Origin of the sequence: Caproicibacterium argilliputei (assembly GCF_029211325.2) — a bacterium.
In the GTDB taxonomy this organism is placed as follows: domain Bacteria; phylum Bacillota; class Clostridia; order Oscillospirales; family Acutalibacteraceae; genus Caproicibacterium; species Caproicibacterium argilliputei.
In genome coordinates this window covers 1,232,714-1,247,871 of the sequence record NZ_CP135996.1, presented here as the reverse complement: position 1 = coordinate 1,247,871, position 15,158 = coordinate 1,232,714, and the positions used below count along the sequence as shown (strand labels likewise).

11 protein-coding genes are annotated in these 15,158 nt (G+C 57.5%); all 11 read right to left on the bottom strand.

Annotated features, from left to right (window positions below; all coding sequences use genetic code 11):
• Positions 1 to 74: 74 nt before the first annotated feature.
• Entirely contained in the window at positions 75 to 1,238 is a 1,164-nt protein-coding gene (dprA, locus tag PXC00_RS05965; protein WP_275845809.1) for a DNA-processing protein DprA, read from the bottom strand.
• Positions 1,213 to 2,031 (bottom strand): TrmH family RNA methyltransferase, encoded by an 819-nt coding sequence (locus PXC00_RS05960; RefSeq protein WP_275845808.1) that lies wholly within the window; start codon positions 2,029 to 2,031, stop codon positions 1,213 to 1,215. The genes dprA and PXC00_RS05960 overlap by 26 nt, the downstream gene beginning before the upstream one ends.
• 74 nt (positions 2,032 to 2,105) lie before the next feature.
• Positions 2,106 to 2,459, bottom strand: coding sequence for a 50S ribosomal protein L20 (gene rplT, locus PXC00_RS05955; RefSeq protein ID WP_275845807.1), 354 nt, complete (start codon positions 2,457 to 2,459; stop codon positions 2,106 to 2,108).
• A gap of 52 nt (positions 2,460 to 2,511) precedes the next feature.
• Entirely contained in the window at positions 2,512 to 2,715 is a 204-nt protein-coding gene (gene rpmI / locus PXC00_RS05950; protein ID WP_275845806.1) for a 50S ribosomal protein L35, read from the bottom strand.
• 35 nt (positions 2,716 to 2,750) lie between these two features.
• On the bottom strand, positions 2,751 to 3,332 hold the full coding sequence (gene infC / locus PXC00_RS05945) for a translation initiation factor IF-3 (RefSeq protein WP_275845851.1): 582 nt from the start codon (positions 3,330 to 3,332) through the stop codon (positions 2,751 to 2,753).
• Between the two features lie 234 nt (positions 3,333 to 3,566).
• Positions 3,567 to 7,121, bottom strand: coding sequence for a helicase-exonuclease AddAB subunit AddA (addA, locus tag PXC00_RS05940; protein ID WP_275845805.1), 3,555 nt, complete (start codon positions 7,119 to 7,121; stop codon positions 3,567 to 3,569).
• Positions 7,118 to 10,468 carry a PD-(D/E)XK nuclease family protein gene (locus PXC00_RS05935; protein ID WP_275845804.1) on the bottom strand — a complete coding sequence of 1,117 codons (3,351 nt, stop codon included), beginning with the start codon at positions 10,466 to 10,468 and terminating at the stop codon, positions 7,118 to 7,120. The genes addA and PXC00_RS05935 overlap by 4 nt, the downstream gene beginning before the upstream one ends.
• A 67-nt stretch (positions 10,469 to 10,535) precedes the next feature.
• Entirely contained in the window at positions 10,536 to 11,144 is a 609-nt protein-coding gene (spoIIR, locus tag PXC00_RS05930; protein ID WP_275845803.1) for a stage II sporulation protein R, read from the bottom strand.
• A gap of 67 nt (positions 11,145 to 11,211) precedes the next feature.
• Complete coding sequence (locus PXC00_RS05925) at positions 11,212 to 11,439, bottom strand: DUF3006 domain-containing protein (protein WP_275845802.1); 228 nt, start codon at positions 11,437 to 11,439, stop codon at positions 11,212 to 11,214.
• A 25-nt stretch (positions 11,440 to 11,464) separates the two neighbouring features.
• Positions 11,465 to 14,086, bottom strand: coding sequence for a DNA translocase FtsK (locus PXC00_RS05920; RefSeq protein WP_275845801.1), 2,622 nt, complete (start codon positions 14,084 to 14,086; stop codon positions 11,465 to 11,467).
• A 150-nt stretch (positions 14,087 to 14,236) separates the two neighbouring features.
• On the bottom strand, positions 14,237 to 14,983 hold the full coding sequence (locus PXC00_RS05915; protein WP_275845850.1) for a ClpP family protease: 747 nt from the start codon (positions 14,981 to 14,983) through the stop codon (positions 14,237 to 14,239).
• Positions 14,984 to 15,158 lie beyond the last annotated feature (175 nt).

The window sequence follows — 15,158 nt, the reverse complement described above, 5'->3', positions numbered from 1 at the left end:
GAGGGAAATTCCCCTCCTTTTTATGATACACGTTTATCGTGCAATACGCAAACAGGCGTATTGAAATTTCTTTTTCAAACGAGTGCATAGCGCTGCCCGGCGCCGGCGCGAATGAGTCCCCGCAGTTCCAGCTCCGTTGCAGCCGCCAAAAGCGCGGCGGGCTGCAGGCAGAGTGCCGCGCACAGTTCGTCAATGGACTGCGGCCGGGCAGACAGTGCCGCATACAGCTTTTCCGCTGTTTTGGACAGGCCCGCCGGAGCGGCGGGTTTTTGCGACGGCTGTGGGGGTTCCGCCTGCCGCGGCGGCAGTTCCACATTCATGCCCGGATTTTCCGGCAGAATCAATTTATATTTTGTTTCATAGCTGTGCAAAACATCCAAAGCACACGTTGCAGGCGCGCATCCGTCCTGCAAAAGGCGGTTAGTTCCTTTGGAGACTGTACTCATCACGTTTCCGGGCACCGCAAAAACATCGCGTCCCTGATCCGCCGCATAATCTGCAGTAATCAGCGCGCCGCTTTTTGCCGCGGCCTCCACAACCACAGTCGCGTCGCAAAGGCCGGAAATGATCCGGTTGCGGATTGGAAAATTGGATGCCATGGCGGGCGTGCCGGGCGGAAACTCGGAAATCAATGCGCCGTCCAGCGTAACCGCCTCCCGCAGAGAAGCATTGGAGAGCAGGTAATCCGCATCAATGCCGCAGCCCAGGACGCAGATGCTGCGGCCCGCCGCTTCTACCGCGCCGCGGTGCGCCTGCGTGTCAATTCCCAGTGCACCGCCGCTAACCACAACTGCACCCGCCTTTGCCAGTTCATATCCCATGGTATGCGCTACAGAACAACCGCTGCGGGTCGCTTTCCGGGTGCCCACGAGTGCAATCGAGAGCATCAGGTCAACCGGCGGCAGTGTTCCTCTCATGTATAGCGCACAGGGATAGTTATGAATTTCACGCAGGCACTGCGGGTAAGTTGGCATATCCGGCGTTAAAACACGCTGCCCCAATTTTTCTGCGTACTCCAGCTGTGCCTGCGCCTGTTCCGGTGAAAAGCGCTGCAGCCGAAGAAGTTCGCGCTCCGTAAAGTACCCTTCCAGCCGCCAGCCTTCCACCCCTGCCCGATAAAACGCCTCGACTGTCGGATACGCCTCCAGAATCCGCTGCTGCTTGGATGCACCGGCACCCAAACCATGCTGCAGCCAGATCCACCAGATTCGCTCATCCACGCTCATCACCACACTCACGTGTCATTTCCCACATCAAAATAGCCGCACTGGCAGACGCATTCAGTGACTCCGCCCGCCCCGACATGGGAATTGTTACGCACCCGCTGCAGGCACGGATGGTTTCTGGCAGCAGGCCGCTGCCTTCATTGCCGACTGCCATCACAGTAGGCACATCAAACCGTGTTTTTGTAACCTTTGCGGCAGACGCATCCGGCACAGCCGCCAGTGTGCGCCAGCCGGCGCGGCGCAGGTGCGGCAGTGCTTCCGGCAAAGCCGGCAGACGCACCAGAGAAAGCCGAAACGCTGCCCCCATGCCCCCGCGCAGGGCTTTGGGAGAAAACGGGTCGCAGCACTCCCCGCACAGCAGAATCTGCCCAATACCGAGCGCCTCCGCCGTGCGCAGAATCGTGCCCAGGTTGGACGGGTCCTGCAACTGCTCCAATGCCACGCACATTCCCGCGGCAGGTTTTGCGTAAAACTGCTGCGGTGTAACGCACGCCTGTGTGGGCATATCACAGACACAAAATACTTCCTGGCTGTTTTTAGTATCTGCAAGCAAATCTGCAACAGCAGGTTCCAACAGATATATTTTTTCTGCCAGTGGGCGAATTTTTTCCAGATACGGCGCGTACTTCTGTTCTGCTCGCTGCGTGTAAAATAGCGCGCGCATGGAAAGCCCACTGATTGCGGCGTCCGTGCACAAGCGCGCCCCTTCACACAAAAAGGCCCCCTGCCCGCGCCTGACAGAAGCGCGGCGCAACTCTGCCGCCGCACGAACCGTCTCGTTTTTTCGGCTGGTGATGTGTTCCATGTTTCTGTTTCCTTCTTTTCCTGCGCAGATAAAAAATTTGCGCCCGGAGCGAAACCGGGCGCAAAAACAGTTTATTAGAGTGCCGCTTTAGCCTGCTCAACAAGGCTCTTAAACGCTGCTTCATCGCTAATAGCAATTTCAGAAAGCATCTTACGGTTCAGCGTAATTCCGGCTTTCTTTAAGCCGTTCATAAAGACGGAGTAAGAAATGCCGTTTGCGCGGCACCCGGCGGAAATTCGGGTGATCCACAGGCGGCGAAAATCACGCTTGCGAGCCTTACGACCGGCAAACGCATAGTTGCCGGACTTCATGACGGCCTGTTTGGCCATTTTAAAGTGACGGCTCTTGCTGCCCCAATAGCCCTTTGCGAGCTTCAGAATTTTCTTTCTTCTTTTGCGCGTAGCGAGTGCGCCCTTGACTCTTGCCATTATATATTACCTCCAAATAACGGGAATTTTCATCATTGCGAACAGTCTGTTTTTATTTGTAAGGAATCAAGCGTTTGACATGGCCCACATTGGTTTTGTCTGTAACGCAGGTGCCGCGCATATTGCGTTTAAACTTTGCATCTTTTCCATGGCCGTTGAGCAGATGGCTCATATTCGCGTGCGCACGGATGACCTTTCCGTTCTTCGAGAATTTGAAGCGCTTCTTTGCGCCGGAATGCGTTTTGATCTTAGGCATAATAAGGGTCCTCCTTGATTGTTAAGAGTTTCCGCTTACTCAGCGGGCGTTGCGGATTTTTTTGATCCGGCAGACTTACCGGCAGGCTTTGCCACCGGTTTGGAGGCAGCCTTGCAGGCGAGGAACATCAGCATATTCCGTCCTTCCAGTTTGGCGGCCTTTTCCACACTGGCGTACTCGGCCAGTGATTCAGCAAATTTCTGCATAATCGAATATCCCTGATCCGGGTGGCCCATTTCACGTCCGCGAAAACGGATAGAAGCCTTTACTTTATTTCCTTCTTTCAGGAAACGAATCGCATGGTTGCGCTTGGTTTCAAAGTCGTGTGTGTCGATGTTCAGAGAAAGACGCACTTCTTTGATTTCCACGGTATGCTGATTTTTTCTTGCTTCCTTTTCGCGTTTTGCCTGCTCAAAGCGGAATTTTCCATAGTCAATAATTTTGCACACAGGCGGCTTTGCCTGCGGTGCAATCTTGACAAGGTCTAAATCCTTTGCGTAGGCCATTTCCCGTGCCTCAGCGGACGACATAATGCCGAGCTGGCTGCCGTCTGCTCCAACGACGCGAACTTCGCGGTCGCGGATATCTTCGTTGATCTGCAGTTCCTTGTTGCTAATGGTTAAGCACCTCCGTCAATCGTCTGTCGGTTTCCTATAATCACAAAAGCGCGGACAGAATACTCCGCCCGCGCACAACACAACAATCCCCAAAAGGTACAGGACCTGTATTGACCTGCGGCGGACGGCTCCGCTCAGGTGTGGGCACATCTGCCCCGCTTTGTTTTGACTAAGCTATTATAACACAATTCCGGTTGTTGTCAAGCCCGTTTTTAGAAAGATTTTCTTGCGGTGTCAAGTGTCCGAAAAGGCGGCTCGCACAGCCTTTCCCACGGCAAATGCGTAAAGGTAACATTCCCGCACCGGCAGACCGATGCACTGCTGCAGCGCTTCCTTGTAAACGGCAAGCTGTGCGCCGTAGTGTTCCAGCAGCTTGCCACTGTCGGCGTCCCGGTCGGTTTTGTAGTCCAGCAGCACCAGACCGCCGTTTTCTTCAAAGGCGCAGTCCACCGCGCCCTGCACCACAACCGGTTCCGCGCCCATTGCCGCCGGAAGGGACGCGTCCAGACGCGAAGCGGGCAGTTCCACTGTAAAGCGATACTCGCGGTAAACGTGCGCGCTTTGCAGCATTCGCTGCGCAAGTGGTGACGCGAAGAAGCGTCGAACCGCCTCCAGATTCACAACTGCAGCTTCCTCTTCTGTCAAAAATGCTTCCTGCCGCAGCCGGTCAAGCTCTGCCTGCGGCTCCTGCGCCGCCTTCTGATAATCCGCATACTGCAGAAAACTGTGCAGGGCGGTGCCGCGCTGCGCCGGCGTCAAGCCGCTTCGGTTCAAAAATGCCGGACAGCTCAGCGCCGCATAGGTCTTTTCAAACGGTGCCGCCGCCACATTGCTCGCCGCGGTTTTTGCACGCACGCGCTCAAGGGGTGCATACGGATAAACAAACGTTATTTCTTCGCGCAGGCGGTACAGCAGCGCCTCGTCTGGCGGTGCCGCCGGGCTGTCTGCTTCCTGCAGCCGGACGGCAGCCGGTTCTGCTTCCGGCAGACTGCCGTACCGAATGATTTGAAACGCGCAGGGTTGTGTGCACGGCAGCACACGCAGGTGCTCCGCGCAGGCAGCCTGCCGCAGACGACCCGCATCCGGATGACGCAGAGCGCACAGCAGCAGCCAGTCTGCCACGCAGGACGCGCGCCGCACCAAAAATGCCGGCAGGCGGTCTTCCTGCCCCAATTTAGCGGCAAGGGACGTCAAGCGTGCCTCAACATTGGAAATGGAACAAAGCATGAAAAGCTTTTCTTTTGCCCGCGTCAGTGCCACATACAGCACCCGCAGTTCCTCGCTCATTTCGTCACGCTCCTGCTCCAGTGCGGCGGCATTCCGCGGCAGGGTGGTGTAACGACAGCCGGTTGCTTCGTCCCGCAGCTTAACGCCGAGTCCCAGCTTCGGATGCAGGCGTACATCACCCACATCCCTGTGAAAACGGCGCCCACAGCCCGCAAGAATCACAACCGGAAACTCCAGTCCCTTGCTTCGGTGAATGCTCATAATGCGCACCACGTCCGCTGTTTCGCGGCCGGAGGCGGCGGCGCCAAGGTCACCGCCCTCCTCCTGCAGCCGGTCGACAAATCGAATGAATCCCGACAGGCCGCCGCTGCCTGCTGTTTCGTATTTTCTGGCGTACTCCAGCAGCAAATGCAGATTGGCAAGGCGTGTTTCGCCGTTGTCCATAGAAAGAACCATGTCCTGATAGCCGCTCTGCCGCAGCAGGAAATCAATAAAGCGGTTTGCCGGCATCGCTGCAGCCTGTGCTCGCCAGTCCCGCAGGTCGCGCAAAAACGCGGCACACCGTTCATTCCCGTGTGCTGATGCCTTCCGCACAGCGAAATACAGGGGACCCTTCCGGTCGGCAATGCGCAGTTGTGCCAGTTCATCCGGCGTAAAGCCGTAAATCGGGCTTGCCAAAACCGCCAGCAGCGGAATGTCCTGCAGCGGATTGTCAATGGTGCGCAGGAAAGACAGAACTGTGCGCACCTCCAAGGTTCCGAAAAATCCGCCGCCGGGGTCCGCCCACGCCGGAATGCCCAGACTTCCCAGCAGACGTGCGTAAACCGGCGCGTACTGATTGGCGCTGCGCAGCAGAATGCACACATCCCGAAAGCGGCCGCTGCGCGCCTGCCCCTGTTCGAAAACCGTTCCGTTCTGCAGAAAATCCAAAACATACTCGGCAATGCGCCGGCACTCCAGTTCTGCGGTTTCCGCGTCACCTGTGTCTGTGCGCCGCTCCAGCAAATCCAGTTCAACATCTGGAGAGACGCTATCCGGATATTGCGCGCCACAGTACAGCGCATCACGGTCGGTGTAATCCAAACCGCCCGCGCCCTCGCTCATCAGCTGTTGGAACAGAAAGTTCACCGTTTCCGTTACGCCGGCGCGGCTGCGGAAGTTGCGCCCCAGGGTGATGTACGCCGGAAAGTGCGGATGCAGCCGGTCATACGGCGCAGAAGCACTGCGTCGGGACAGAAACAAACCCGCCTCCGCCTGCCGAAAACCGTAAATGCTCTGTTTCACATCGCCGACCATAAACAAATTGGTTTCCTCTTTGGAAACCGCGCGGAACAAAAGGTCCTGCAGTTCATTGGTATCCTGGTATTCGTCCACCAAAATTTCATCGTACCGCTGTGCGGTTTCTTCGGCAGTGCGGGTACGCTTCCAGCCGTCCGGCGTTTCCTCCGCCAGCAGCCGCAGCGCCCAGTGCTCCAAGTCACCGAAATCCGCCAGCTTCCGTTCTGCCTTGGCAGCATCCAGTTCCCTGCCGAACGTTTCAACCACTGCAAACAGCTTTTCCACCATTGGCAGAAGGCGCTCGAAGTCCTGCGCACACTCCTGCGCCGTGCAGCTCAGCAGGCTCTGCACCTGCTGCACCGCTGTTTTCACTTCTTTGCGGTTGGCATCGGCGGCAAGCTTCAGCGGGTCTTCCTTATAACCGCGCACGGCAGCCATCCGCCCAAAGGAAATGCCGCGCAGCAATTCGCCTGCCGCATCCCAGTCTGCTTGCGGCAGCGCCGCCGCGGCTGTTTCCAACTGCTGCAAATCCTGCACCAGCACCGGCGCGCACTTTTCGGAAAGTATGGCATCCTCCTGCAGCATGACAATGGTCTGCCGCAGTGTCTGCACACAGTAGGCCAGCGCTTCCTGCGCATACAGACGCACTGCCTTTCCCCACAGTGTTTCGTCCGGATGCTCCGCGCGGTACATGGCCGCCTTGTCCTTGAGCCAACGCTGCGGAAACGGGTGGCTGCGCACAAAGTCATACAGCTGCTGCACCATGCGGGTCAGGGGGCGGTCGTCCCGCCCCGCGGAAAAGCAGTCCAGCAGTTCCAAAAACGTGCGGTCATCCGCACAGTAGAACCCATCCAAAACACGGGAAAGCGTCTGGGCACGCAGCACTTCCATTTCTCCGGGATCTGCCACGCGAAAGTCCGCGGGAATCCCCAGCAGGCTGAAGTTTTCCCGAACCAAATCGCTGCAGAAGCTGTCGACCGTCCCGATGTGCGCACGGGAAAGCAGAATTTTCTGCCGCTGCAGAAACGCACTTGCAGGATGATTGCGCAGTTCCTGCGAAAGCCGCTTGTCGATGCGGTCGCGCATCTCTGCCGCCGCCGCCTTGGTAAAGGTGACCACCAGCAGGCGGTCCGCATCCACCGGTGCGTGTTCATCCAAAATCAAACCGACCATCCGCTCGACCAAAACGGCTGTTTTGCCCGAACCCGCTGCCGCGGAAACCAGCAGCGGACCACCGCGGGCGGCAATGGCATCCTGCTGTTCCGATGTCCAATTGGTACTCATTCCGGTTTTCCCCCTTTGCTGATCATCTGCAGTGCTTCTTCCGGTTTGGGCGGATTCATCTCGCGTACCGGATCGTCCTGCTCACGCCCGCACACCGGCGCGTAAGGACACCATGCGCAGGCATCGTAGCCCTTGCCGACCAGCGGGGACGCCTGCACGGCGCCCTTGTGCAGCTGCTGCGCCATTTCCCGGATGCGGTTCTGCACATACGCCAGAAGTGCCTCCAGTTCCGGCCCGGAAACCGCGCTGCCCTTTCCGTCCGGCTCTCCGTTTTTCAATTTGACCGGCAAGTACCGTCCGGCAGCCTCTTCCTCCATGGCCCGCACAATGGCCGGATCATCGCGCACAAGCCCGCTCATGCACAGTTCCGCTTCCTGCTTTTGCAGCTGCTTTTCCGCTGGCATGCGGCGGTCAACCGAAGCTGCCGGCACCGCCGCAGGCATATACAGCACACCGGCCGGTTTCAGTTTCTGCTGTGGCGCACCGTTTTCGTACAGCGCCGCAAGGTACAGCAGCATTTGCATATTCATACCGTACAAAACATCTGAAACCCGAAATTTCTTTTTCCCGGTTTTGTAGTCCACCACGCGCAGCCATTTGGTTTGATCTACTTCATTATCCCATACATCCACGCGGTCCACCTTGCCGATCAGCTCCACGCTGCCGCCGTCCTCCAACGGCAGGCGCAGCCCCGGCACGCCGTCCGGCTGCTGCCCAATGGGCAATTCAAAATTCACCGGCTTAAAATTGCTCTGGCACAGTTCCTCCGCAATATGCGCCGCAACCACTGCGGCGGCAGCGGCAACCCTGCCCAACAAAAACGCAAAGCGCGGTTCCTTTTCTCCGGAAACGCCCAGATTTTCTTTCACATAGGTCTGCAGCAGGCTGTGAATCAGTTCCTGCAGCTGCGCCTGTTCCATGCTGTGCAGCTTCTTAGCACCCGTGTCGCGGAACAAATGCTCCAGCAGGTAATGCATGAGGCTGCCGTATTCCATGGGATCCAACTCCGCCGCGCGCCGCTCCCGCGCCTGCAGACCGTACCGGCAAAAATACTGGAACGGACACAGCGCGTACACCTCCGCCTGCGAAGCGGAAAGGCGCATATCCCGATGAAACAATTCCTGCGCGCAGGCAGCATCCGCAAACTGCTGCGGCGCACGCACAGCCGCGCGCTCCAATGCGGAAACCCGCGGCGCATCCGCGTCAGCAGAAAACAGCTCCCGCAGGGCTGCTTCCTCTGGCGTTCGGTGACGCCAGGTGCGCGCAAGCTGCGCAAAGGCAGCTTTGCGGCTGCAGGCAAGCCAGCCGACCGGCAGTGTGGCGGCAGTTTGCAGGGGAACCCCGCTCAAAGTCTCCCGCACCTGCGAAATCAGCGAAGAGGGCAGCTTGGCGGCGCCGTCCGTGCCGGAAGCGGGCCACGAAAGATACAGCCGCCGTGAGGGCGCGCTGACTGCCGCATACGCCAGAAAACGTTCCTGCACATCCACCCCCTCCAGGGTATCATTCAGCGGCAGACCGCCACGGATCAAAGACAGACGTTCTGCAAAGCTAAGCACGCCTGCCGTGCCCGGCGTTTTAGGAAAGTCATCCTTCGCGGCATCCAAAACGAACACAACTTTGGGGGCTTCCGTGCGAATCCGGTCTGCCGCGCCCACGGTGACTTCATCCACGCCCTGCGGAATGCTTGCCATCTGGCTGTTAGACAGTACCAAACGCATAAGCTCCTCAAAGCGGCTGCGGGTGACCGGCTGTGTTCCCAAAACCAGTGCGCACTGGTCAAGCACCTGCATCAGCAGATCCCAAAGGCGCAGGGTATCATCCGCAAGCGCCGGCTGACCTGCCCGCTCCAGAGAAGCAGCCAGTGCCTTCAAGTTTGCCGGAACGTGCGCGTCCTGCAAAAGTTGGTAAGCTGCCTTGGCAAGAGCCACGCCGTCGGCATCCGCCGTAGCAGCCGCAAAGGCTTCCAGCGGAGAAACAATGGTTTTCCGCGCCCGCTCCAAAGTGACCAACTGCTCTTTCGATTTGTCTGTAAAGGCTTTCGCAAAGCCTTCCGGATTGGCTGTAAAGGAGCTGTGCCACGCCCGACCGCTGATATGCCAGACAAAGCAGTAGTTTTCGAGTGCCGCCGTTGTGTCCGGAGAAAGATCCGTCAGTTCGGTTTTGAGATATGTAAACACCGCTTCGCTGTCAAAGCCGGTGCGCACCACGGCAAATGCCGCCAGAATCATGCGCATCAGCGGTTCATGCGTGATGTCGCGCGCCTCATCCATAAAGTACGGAATTTCATAGGCATCCAATGCCGTATCCATAATACCGTGGTAGCTGTCGATATCTCGTGCCACAATCGCGATGTCACGTGCGCGGCAAAACCCCTCCATCAGCAGATGGCGCACTGCCGCCGCCGTATATGCGGCTTCATCGTACGGATCAGACGCTTCATACAGAAAAACGTTTTCCGCAGGCTGCGGTGCCGGCTTTTCCGTGCGGTAGAGGCTGGCTTCCAGCGCTTTCAGGTCGTCGCTCTGAAAGCGTACCCCGCACGGCAGCACCTCCGGCGGCGCCACGCGCACATCTTCCTCCTTTGCCGCGCGAATCAGCCCCGCGGCGGTCTGACGCACAATGGAGAATACCCCCATGCCCTGCTCCGGATCCGCCAGAGAGTCCGCACAGAGTGACACTGTCACGTCTGCCGCCTGCCGCAGCATCGGACGGAGAACCCCGTATTGCTGTTTGGTAAAGCTCTGAAAACCATCGATGTATACCAGAGCATCCGCAAAAAAGCGGTGCTGCTGCAAGCACGCCGCCGCGCGCGTCAGGTCATCCTGCGGGTCCAGCCAGCTTTGCCGAACCAGCGCATCGTAGCACTCCAAAATCCGCGCCAGTTCGTTCAGCTTTTCACCCAGCATCGGCATTTCCGCACCCGTGGCAGCCTTTCGCAGCTCCTCGGCACCGACGCCACAGGATTTAAACTCTGCATTCGCATCCAGCAGCATGGGCACCAGTTCCGTTCCGCGTGCGCTGCGCCGGTAATACTGCAGGGTATCCTTGACCTGCTCTACCGCCTGACTCATAAGAATGGCACGGCCGCCGTCATCCAGGCGGCGTCCCGCACCGCCGCCATAACGTCTTGCCAAAGCGTCGCAGAGTCTGGAAAAGCTGTACACCTGCACATTCTGCGCGGCTTTTGGCCCCAGCAGCCGCAGCAACGCGCGCTCATTGTCAAAGGAAGCCTGCTCCGGCACCAGCAGTACAAGCCGCTCCTGCCCGGCAGCCGCGTGCTGATGCAGACGTGCGCGCAGGGTTGTTGTTTTGCCGCTTCCGGCTCTTCCCAGCAGAAGATGAAGCATCTCGGTCCCTCCTGTTCCGTTTACAGCAAACAGCGCCGGCACAGGATGTGCACCGCCGCTGTCTGTCTTAAAAATTCAAATTTTTCAGCCAGTTTTCCAAAGATTCATACAGCTCTACCGTTTTAAATTGAATCCGGTATTGACTGCCGGTCAGCTGCTCCTCCGGCTTGGTCAGCACATCGTCCAGATCTTTTTTGGGTTCTGCGGTGGGCAGGCACAGCGCCGGAAACAGCACGCACCACCAGTTGTGCCCCGCACCTTGCCCAATGACAACCCGCAGAGCGCGGTAAGTACCGGCAGGAAAGGTAAGCTTGCCATACTGCCGCGTTGGGAACCATGTATCCTCCAGAGAAACGCGCACGCGGTCGTGACAGCCATTTTGCCGCAGCTCGTCTTCCGCCTGCCGCTGCAGGTCGGACAAATGCGCCTGCGCCTGCGCTTCCGCCTGCGCCCGTGTGTCAGCATTGGTAAACCAAACGCCGCTGTCCTTTAAAATCCGGTCGCGCACCTTGAGCTTGAGCGCCTGGTCTGCGGCAGAGTCACTGTTTGCCAACACGTGCAGTCGCAGCACCCGGCTCGGAATATCCTCGCTGGCGGCAATGGTGCCCGTACAGCTCAGCGCAAGTGACAGAATCAGCCCCACAGCTGCCGCACGTTCCCAAAGTTTCCATTTCATTCTGCTTTACCTCCGTTTTTATCTGTCAGAAGTATTGGAATAAAATGGAATCTTATGCGTGTGATTTTTATTTCCCGCCGAAAACGTCATTCTGCAGTCTTGCATTTTTTTTGCGGCGGCGCGCGGTTTCTTCCTCATCAATGGCAAGGGTGCCCTCTGCATCATCAATTTTTAGGACAGTGCCCTCCTTGGCTCCCTGCGGCAGCTCGGCGCTTTCAATCCCGAAAAACTTACCGTCTGCATCCTCACAAATTGCCAAAGTCCCCTCAAAGCGGTCGATACTCACTTTTTTCATACAGATTCATCCTTCCGTTATTCGTTTATTCGTTTGAAACGGCCTTTTCGGGCGCTTCCGAGTCTGCGGGCGCCTGCGCGTTCATGCTGCGTTCCAACCACTGCTGGTAGGTCATCAGCACCTGGCGTGGCTTGCTGCCCTCATGCGGCCCGACAATGCCAAGCTGCTCCATCTGGTCGACAATGCGGCCTGCGCGCGCGTAACCCAACCGCAGGCGGCGCTGCAGCAGGGAGGTTGACGCCTGTCCCGCCTCCACCACACACTTGACCGCGTCTTCCAGCAGTGGGTCGGTATCTGCTTCCGGTGCAGGGCCGGTGTCCTTTTTGTCCGCAACCGCGTTTTTCTCGATTTCCTCTGCAATAGCGGGGTCGTAGCCCGGCTCCTGCGACTTTTTAATGAACTCCACAATGCTTTCGATTTCACCGTCACTCACAAACGCGCCCTGCACACGCACCGGCTTCTGTGCACCCACCGGCGAAAACAGCATATCGCCGTTGCCCAGCAGCTTTTCGGCGCCGCCGGTGTCAATAATGGTGCGGCTGTCCACCTGCGAAGAAACAGAAAGCGCAATTCGGCTGGGAATGTTTGCCTTAATCAAGCCGGTCACAACGTCCACACTCGGCCGCTGCGTTGCGATGACCAGATGCATACCGGCAGCACGCGCCATCTGCGCCAGACGGCAGATGCTGTCCTCCACTTCATTGGGCGCGGCCATCATCAGGTCAGCCAGTTCTTCGATAAAAATCACAATCTGCGGCATACGGTCCATTGGCTGACCGTCCTCTGTTACAAACCCGTGCTGCGACGCCATGGCATTGTAAGACTTGATGTCGCGGACGTTGTACTCCGCAAAAATTTTGTAACGCTTGAGCATCTCCGTAACCGCCCAGCCAAGCGCACCGGCCGCTTTGCGCGGGTCAGTCACAACTGGCACCAGAAGCTGCGGAATGCCATTGTAAACGGAAAGTTCCACAACCTTCGGATCAATCATTAAAAACCGCACGTCTTCCGGCGCGGATTTGTAAAGCAGACTGACAATGAAAGAATTCAGACACACGGACTTGCCGGAGCCGGTGGTACCGGCGATGAGCAAATGGGGCATTTTCGCCAGATCCGCCACTTTCGCCGCACCGGCAATGTCGCGGCCAAGGCAAACGGTCAGCTTGCTTTTCGCGGTCAGAAACGCATTGGATTCTATCAGGTCGCGCATACGGACAATGCTTTTCTGCTTGTTCGGCACCTCGATGCCGACTGCCGCCTTTCCCGGAATTGGCGCTTCAATACGCACACCGGAGGCTGCTAAGTTCATGGCAATGTCGTCTGCCAGATTGGTGATTTTGCTGATTTTTACGCCTGCCGCCGGCTGCAGTTCATAGCGCGTAACAGACGGGCCGCGGCTGATGTCAACAATCTTCGTCGAAACGCCGAAGCTGTGCAGAACCTGCACCAACTGCTGCCCATTTACCTGCAGTTCCTGCTGAACGGTCGAGGCATCCGGCATGGCGGCAGCCTCCAGCATGGAAACCGGCGGCGTATGGTAGCCGCCGTCCTGCGCCTGCTGCAGGCTGCCGGAAAGCGCGGTTTCCTGCTCGGCAGAATCCGCCTGCTGCTGTGTCTTTTCCTGCTGCTTGACACGTTCCATATAATTTGCTGCGGCCTGTTCCGGACTGCCGCCGGCCGCTTCTTCGGGGCGTTTCTTCTCCCGGCGCACCGCCTTTTCGACCACAGCAGAGGGCGGCACCGACCTGCCGCGCCCGCTTCCGCTTTTTCCGCCGAGCATCTCCTTAAAGTGAGAACCTTTCTCCGGCTCCTGCGTTTCTGCTTCCGCTGCCGGAGTCGGTGGCTGTACTACCGGATGCATCGGCATTCCCTCATCGTCCAACGGAATATCGATATCCCAGTCGTGGTGTTTCTGCTGCACCGTTTCCGCCCGGCTTTCCCGAACGGTATCCACTGCCTGTCCAACCACCTGAGCAGGCTTTTTCAGGCCATTCCACAACCGTACCAAGGTGGTTCCGGTCAGCAGCATTAGAGAAACAAACAGCAGCAGCAACAGTACAATGCAGGCGCCCGCCTGCCCCAGCCCGACTGTCAGCGGCAAGCCGATAAGACCGCCGATTAAGCCAGCGCCGCCGCCGTCTTTACAGGATTCAAACAGTATCAGCAGCTGTGCGCCGAACGTTTCATCCACGGGAATCCCCGTTGTGCCGAATGCGGTGACAGTACCGCACAGCAGCACAATGGAGGCCGCTGAAAGCCAGACCTTTGCGCTGAGGGCATCCCCCTGCCGTTCAAACGCCGTAGAAAACGCAATGTACAGCAAAAGCACCGGCCAAAGCAGCGCACAGACACCGAAAAGGCCGCGCACCAAGTGGTGCAGCATCAGCCAGATATGTACACCCGGTATGACCGCCACGCAAAACAGGAAAAGTGCCAGTGCAAACAGCAGAATGGCGGCTGTCTGGCGGTGCTGGCGGTCTGCTTCCGGTGTGCGGCGGTTAACCGGCTTCTGCTCCGGTTTTGGCGTGCGGGGCTGCCGCGGTGTGCGAGCCGCCGCGCGGCTTGTCGATTTCTGTTTTTGTTTCTGCGGCGGCTTTTTCGCTGCCTGCCTGTTTTTCTGTGAACGTGCTGTCTTCTTCTGTGCCAATTTTGATGCTCCTCATTCTCATAAACTCCCCGCAAAACGCAGGAAAAAGAATTCTTTGATCCTTTTCTTAATCTTATCAAAACTTCCGCAGACATTCTGCGGAAAAAAGGGGAGAAGACGGATGTTTTATGTACGGCGCCAGGCGCCGTATCACTTGTGTGCTTTCGCAGACTTTTTCGCTGCTTTCGTCTGTTTTTCCGTCTTTTTCTCTTTCTTTCTGCAGCGGTCAATCATGCCGTACAGGCATTTGACTGCATCGGACAAACCACCGAGGGAGTCAATCAGTCCTTCGCGCACTGCTTCTTCCCCATCCAGCACCGTTCCGACATCCATGACCAACTCCTTAGTGTTCATGGCGAGCTGCATAAAGCGCTCCTGCGAAATGTGGCTGTTTGATATCACGAATTGTGTGATGCGCTCCTGCATCCGCTGAAAATAATCCATGGTCTGGGGAACACCCAGCATCAGACCGTTCATGCGCACCGGGTGCACGGTCATGGTTGCGCTGGGCACAATAAAGCTGCGCTTGGCAGCCACCGCAAGCGGCACACCGATGCTGTGCCCGCCGCCCAGCACCAGACTGACCGTGGGCTTGGTCATGCTGGCCACCAGTTCTGCCAGAGCCAGACCGGCCTCCACATCCCCGCCGACTGTGTTAAGCAGAATCAGCAGGCCATCGGTTTTTTCGTCCTCCTCGATTTCCACAAGCTGCGGAATAACGTGCTCGTACTTCGTGGTTTTACTGGAACTGGGCAGAAGCGTGTGCCCTTCAATCTGACCGATAATCGTCAGGCAATGAATGGTGTGGTTCCCGCTGCCGGCCACAATGGTGCCGGCATCTGAAAAAGGCTCATCGGCATCTGTATCCGCTGTTTCCCGCTCATCCTGTGCCTGCATGGATGTATAATTTTTATACGTTCTCAACACTGCCACCTCCTGCAGCATTAGTCTGCCGTGAAGGTGAAAAAATATGTATAAAAGTTTTCTGACCGTCTGCAGTTGTCTTTTAGAATGTATTTTAGTATACCATAAAAAGAAAGAAAAAGCACGGCCGCGCCGCAAGAAAATTGTG